The 5,120-nt window shown below is 71.0% G+C and carries 4 protein-coding genes; 2 read left to right on the top strand and 2 right to left on the bottom strand.

Annotation, left to right across the window (positions count from 1 at the left end):
* Window positions 1–181 precede the first annotated feature (181 nt).
* Window positions 182–448, top strand: coding sequence for a hypothetical protein (locus ACFWX1_RS45690; RefSeq protein ID WP_378396201.1), 267 nt, complete (start codon window positions 182–184; stop codon window positions 446–448).
* Here the strand turns inward: ACFWX1_RS45690 and ACFWX1_RS45685 are convergent, their stop codons facing one another.
* Both ACFWX1_RS45685 and ACFWX1_RS45680 read right to left on the bottom strand, forming a co-directional pair.
* Window positions 449–2,728 carry a molybdopterin-dependent oxidoreductase gene (locus tag ACFWX1_RS45685; protein WP_378396200.1) on the bottom strand — a complete coding sequence of 760 codons (2,280 nt, stop codon included), beginning with the start codon at window positions 2,726–2,728 and terminating at the stop codon, window positions 449–451. It lies immediately after the preceding gene.
* Between the two features lie 51 nt (window positions 2,729–2,779).
* Window positions 2,780–3,652, bottom strand: coding sequence for a LysR family transcriptional regulator (locus tag ACFWX1_RS45680; protein ID WP_378396199.1), 873 nt, complete (start codon window positions 3,650–3,652; stop codon window positions 2,780–2,782).
* Between the two features lie 111 nt (window positions 3,653–3,763).
* Between ACFWX1_RS45680 and ACFWX1_RS45675 the strand changes: the two genes are divergently transcribed.
* The gene (locus ACFWX1_RS45675) at window positions 3,764–4,750 is read left to right on the top strand and encodes a DMT family transporter (RefSeq protein ID WP_378396198.1); all 987 of its coding nucleotides are present in this window, start codon (window positions 3,764–3,766) and stop codon (window positions 4,748–4,750) included.
* Window positions 4,751–5,120 lie beyond the last annotated feature (370 nt).

Here is a 5,120-nt window from a genome sequence, read left to right as displayed (position 1 = left end):
CCTCTTTGGTTGGTTTTTTTCTAACTAATCTGTTGTTTGTTGGGGTAGTTCCGGGCGGTGGTCGTGATCCACCCCCCCATCCCCCACTCCGCCCAGGTTCACTCTCGCGCAGGTTGCCCGGCGCCGCGTCGTCCGGTAATGACATAAGACCGGCCTGTCCCCGTGGCGAGGAGGACGCGCGATGCTGAGTGTGCTCGGCGAGTACTGGCGATTCCTCCTTGCCGGGGTGCCCGGCGCGGTGCTCCTGATCGTGTTCTGCACCGGCCGTCGTGTCCCCCGCTGGCTGTGGGCGGGCTGGGCGCTGCTGATCGTGGCCGTCGGGCTGGCCTGGGCGGTGCGGATGTCGTGGCCGGGCACGATCGTGCTGTTCGTCGCGCTCGTCTTCATCGCCGTGGCGTCCTGGATGAACGTGGCGGAGCGTCGCGCCAGGGCGCGGGAGGGCCGGTAGTCACACCGGCGGCCGGTGCGCGCTCACCTCCGGCGGCGTACCCGCATAACGCTCGACCTCGACCAGCGCGTGCTGCCCCGAACAGCCCTGGGCCAGCGAGGACGTCGGCCGGTCGGCGGTCAGCACGTTCGGGTTGCCGTGGCGGCAGACCGACGGATCGGCCGGATCGGGGTCGTACCAGGCACCGGTCGACAACTGTGCGACCCCGCGGCGCACGGCCGTGCTGGTCACCAGCCCGGCGAGACAACTGCCGCGGTCGTTGAACAGCCGCACCACGTCGCCCTCGGCCAGCCCGCGCGCGGCCGCGTCGTCCGGATGCAGCCGCACCGGTTCCCGGCCGCCGACCTTCGCCCCCTGGCTGTGCGGGCCGTGGTCCAGCTGGCTGTGCAGCCGCGTCTTCGGCTGGTTCGCGATGAGGTGCAGCGGGTAGGCCGTCGCCCGCTCGCCGCCGAGCCATTCCTCGGGCTCCCGCCACACCGGATGCCCCGGGCAGTCCGGATAGCCGAACCCGTCGATGGTCTCGGAGAAGATCTCGATCCGCCCGCTCGGGGTGCGCAGCGGGTTCCGGTCCGGATCCGCGCGGAACTCGGCCAGCGACACGTGCTCCCTCGGGTGCACCGGCAGCTCCAGCACGTCCTCGCTCGCCCAGAACTCGTCGAACGACGGCACCGGGTTCCCCTCGCGTTCGCGGTCGGCGGCCCAGTCCGTGTAGAGGTGGCGCAACCACTCGCGCGAGGTCCGCCCTTCGGTGAACGCCTCCCCCACACCGAGCCGCGCGGCGAGATCGGCGAACACCTGGTAGTCGTCGCGGGCCTGGGCGTTCGGCCGGGTCAGCGCCCGCATCGGCACGAACACCGGATCGCCGTACCCGCCGCCGAAGTCGTCCCGTTCGATCGACATCGTCGAAGGCAGCACGATGTCGGCGTGCCGCGCCGTGGCCGTCCAAAAAGGATCGTGCACGACGACGGTGTCCGGCCGGGTGAACGCGCGCCGCAGCCGGGCGAGGTCCTGGTGATGGTGGAACGGGTTCCCGCCGCCCCAGTACACCAGCCGGATGCCGGGATAGGTCAGCCGCTGCCCGTTGTAGTCGTACTCCTCACCGGGATTCAGCAGCATGTCCGCGATCCGGGCGACCGGGATGAACGTTTCACAGCCGTTGCGGCCCTGGGGCAGCGAGGGCAGCGGCACCGCGCGGACCGGCCTCCCACCGACAGCGGAAGACCCGTACCCGTGCCCGAATCCGCCGCCCGGCAGGCCGATCTGCCCGAGCATCGCGGCGAGCACCAGCCCCAGCCACAGCGGCTGTTCCCCGAACCGGGTGCGCTGCAGCGACCAGCTCACCGTGATCATCGTGCGCGACGCGGCCATCTCGCCGGCCAGCGCGCGGATCCGCGCGGCCGGGATCTCCGTGAGCGCCTCGGCCCACTCCGGGGTCTTCGGCACCCCGTCGGCGGAGCCGCGCACATATTCCGCGAAGCGTTCGTAACCGACCGTGTACCGGCGAAGGAATTCCTTGTCCGCCAAGCCTTCCGTGTCCAGCACGTAGGCAAGGCCCAGCATCAGCGCGACGTCGCCCGCCGGACGCGGCGCGAGCCACTCCGCCTCGGCGTCGGGATGCGTGTCGTCTTCCAGCGGGCTGACCGAGACGAACCGGCAGCCACGGGCCCGCGCGGCACCGACCCACGAGCGCATCGCGTGCCGTCCGACCCCGCCGGGGGCCACGACGGCGTTCTTCGGGGAGAGCCCGCCGAACGCGACGACCAGCTCGGTGTGCTCGGCGATCACCTCGTACGTCGTCGAGTCGTCCATGATCTTCCACGCCGGGCCGATCACGTGCGGCAACAGGACGGTGGTCGCCCCGAGGCTGTAGCTGTTCACCGAACCGACGTAACCGCCGAGACAGTTGAGGAACCGGTGCACCTGGCTCTGCGCGTGGTGGAACCGGCCCGCGCTGGCCCAGCCGTACGAACCGCCGTACACGGCTTCGGGTCCGTAGCCGTCGTACACCCGCCGCAGCTCACCTGCCAGCAGGTCGAGCGCCTTGTCCCAGGAGACCGGGACGAAGGAGTCGGCACCGCGTCCCGCGCCGCCGGGCCCGTTCTCCAGCCAGCCGCGCCGCACGTGGGGCTGGGTGATGCGGACGGGGTGATCCTGCACACCCACGATGTTCTCGAGCATCGGCGGCGGTTCCGGATCCTGGGACCACGGCCGCACCGACCGGAGCCGCTCCCCGTCCGTTTCCGCCTCGAATGTGCCCCAATGGGTGAGATGGATCGTCATCGTGTCGCTCCCTCCACCCTCGCATTATGCCCACGGCGCCGCGGAAAGCGATCAAGTTTCGCCGGGGCCGGTCCCGTGCACGACGGCGTGGGCGGTCCGGATGAAGTCCTCCAGCGCGGGGTGCCGGGAATTCGGGGCCCACGCGAGGAAGACGGGCACCGGGGGCGCGTCGGCCAGCGGGATGTAGACGATCTCGGCGTGCGGATGCAGCTTGCTGCTCGAGGCCGGGGTGATGCCGACGCCGTTGTTCGCGGCGACGTTGCTCTGCCAGTCGTCGACCGAGCCGACCTCCACGGCCACTGCGGGCCGTGCCCCGGCGTCCCACAGCTCGGGGGTCGTCGTACCCCAGTGCCGTTGCACGACCAGGCCTTCTCCGGCGAGGTCGGCGAGCCGGAGAGCGCGGCGGCAGGCCAGGCGATGCTCCACCGAGACCGCCGCCACCCGCGTCTCGCTGTAGAGCAGCTCGCTGCGATAGCCGGGCCGCGGTTGCGGACCGCGCAACACGCTGACGTCGATCCGGCCACCCGCCATCCCCGCGTAGGGATCGTCCAACCGGCACAGTTCGAGCGGTTGCTCCGGCCGCGAGGCACGCCAGCGGCGCAGCACGGCCGAGGTGTGCTCCCCGAAGGCCGACCACGCGTGCCCGACGCGCAGCGGCCGCGCGTCCCCGAACGGCCGCTCCACGGCATCGGTGAACGAGGCCAGCGCGGCCGCCGCCCTGATCCGGAAGATCTCGCCTTCGGGAGTCACCGTGACGCCGTGGGCCGACCGCGCGAGCAGCGTCACCCCGACGTGCCGTTCGAGCTGGGCGAGGGTGCGCGAGACCGCGGGCTGCGCCAGCCGCAGCCTGCGGGCCGCGGCGGTGATGCTGCCCTCCTCGACGGCGGCGAGGAACGTCTCCAGATGCCGGATGTCCAGCCCCATAACCGCAGAGCATACCCCATCGCGAACCGGCATTTCCGGACTCTCCGCTCACGTCACTAGTTTTGTCCGTGTCCCCTTTCCCCTCTTGAGTGTTTTTCGAGGAATGACCCGATGCCGCGCAAGAAATCGTCGTTCGTCGTTGCCGCTCCACTGGCCTTCGTGCTCATGTGGGCAAGCGGGCCGATCGCCGTCGAAACGGGTCTTTCCTCCAGTTCGGCACCCACTTTTCTGCTCCTGCGCGCGCTCGGATCCGCGGCATTGTGCTGGGGCGTCTGGTTTTTCGTGCGCGACAGACTGCCGCGGACCGGTCCTGAATGGACGCGGACCGTCGTCGTCGCGATTCTTCTGCAAACGGTTTACCAGGGTTTCTTCTTCGCCGCCGTCGGCGCCGGACTACCGGCCGGAATCATCGCCGTCATTCTCGGCACCCAGCCGATTCTCACCACGTTGATCACCCGGCCCGGCCGCGACCGGCGATTCCGGGCCGGCCTGGTGATCGGGCTCGCGGGCGTGGTACTGACCGTCAGTTCGGCCCTCGGCGCGCCGTCCCGGGCCGGCACGGCGAGCATGGTCACCGGGCTGCTGTTCGCCTTCCTCGCGCTGGGCGCGATCACCGGCGGCACCATCGTCCAGGGCAGGACCACGAACGTGGGCACCTGGGCGGCACTGGCGATCCAGTACTCGATCAGCTCGGCGGCGTTCGCGGTGACGACGGCCTGCACCGGCGGGCCGCGGCTGACCGGTCATCCGGCGTTCTTCCTCGCGCTCGGCTGGATGGTCGTGGTCGTCTCCGTCGGCGCCGCCGCGTTGCTGTACTTCATGGTCGCCCGCGGCGAGGTCGCCAGGGTCACCAGCCTGTTCTACTGCGTCCCGCCGGTCACCGCGCTGCTGGACCTGCTGTTCTCCGGGACCGCGCTGACCGCCGTCGAACTCGCCGGGATCGGCCTGGTCGTGGTCGCCGTCGCGCTGATCCGGACCGGGACGTCGCGCTTCCGGCGCACGACCCGGACGGACACGGCACCCGAACCAGCCGCCGGTGCTCCGGAATCCACAAAGGACGGTACGAGCCTGGCAAGGACACGCCATGGGGGACGCTGAAGCCGGATCCCCGTTCCTCGCGCGGTCAGGAGACCGACGGCGGCCGAAACCACCGCCAGCACCGCGTATCCCCACAACGGCATCGGGGTCTTCCCGTCGGGAAAGGTGCTCACGACAAGGAACGTCGACAGGGCGGCCGCGACCGCGACACGCGGAACCGGCCACGCGGCCGCCGCCCCGAGCACCAGCGGCCAGGTGAAGTACCACGGCAACGCCACCGGCGCCAGCACCACCGTGGCCAGCAGTGCCGCCGCGGCCCCGGGGGGGGGGGGGGGGGCCCCCCCCCCCGCCCCCCCCCCCCGCCCCCCCCCCCCACCCGCGCGGTCCCGGGGGGTTTTAAAATAAACGCTCCCCCCAGACAAAGTGCGGA

This window comes from Amycolatopsis sp. NPDC059021, from assembly GCF_042739895.1.
In the GTDB taxonomy this organism is placed as follows: domain Bacteria; phylum Actinomycetota; class Actinomycetes; order Mycobacteriales; family Pseudonocardiaceae; genus Amycolatopsis.
Note: the sequence above shows the minus strand (reverse complement) of the source record. Positions and strands in the feature narration are given on the sequence as shown.

Bases quoted from the DNA above. Each gene is read 5' to 3' on its own strand.
- ACFWX1_RS45690 (WP_378396201.1), top strand. From the start codon at position 182: ATGCTGAGTGTGCTCGGCGAGTACTGGCGATTCCTCCTTGCCGGGGTG.
- ACFWX1_RS45685 (WP_378396200.1), bottom strand. From the start codon at position 2,728: ATGACGATCCATCTCACCCATTGGGGCACATTCGAGGCGGAAACGGAC.
- ACFWX1_RS45680 (WP_378396199.1), bottom strand. From the start codon at position 3,652: ATGGGGCTGGACATCCGGCATCTGGAGACGTTCCTCGCCGCCGTCGAG.
- ACFWX1_RS45675 (WP_378396198.1), top strand. From the start codon at position 3,764: ATGCCGCGCAAGAAATCGTCGTTCGTCGTTGCCGCTCCACTGGCCTTC.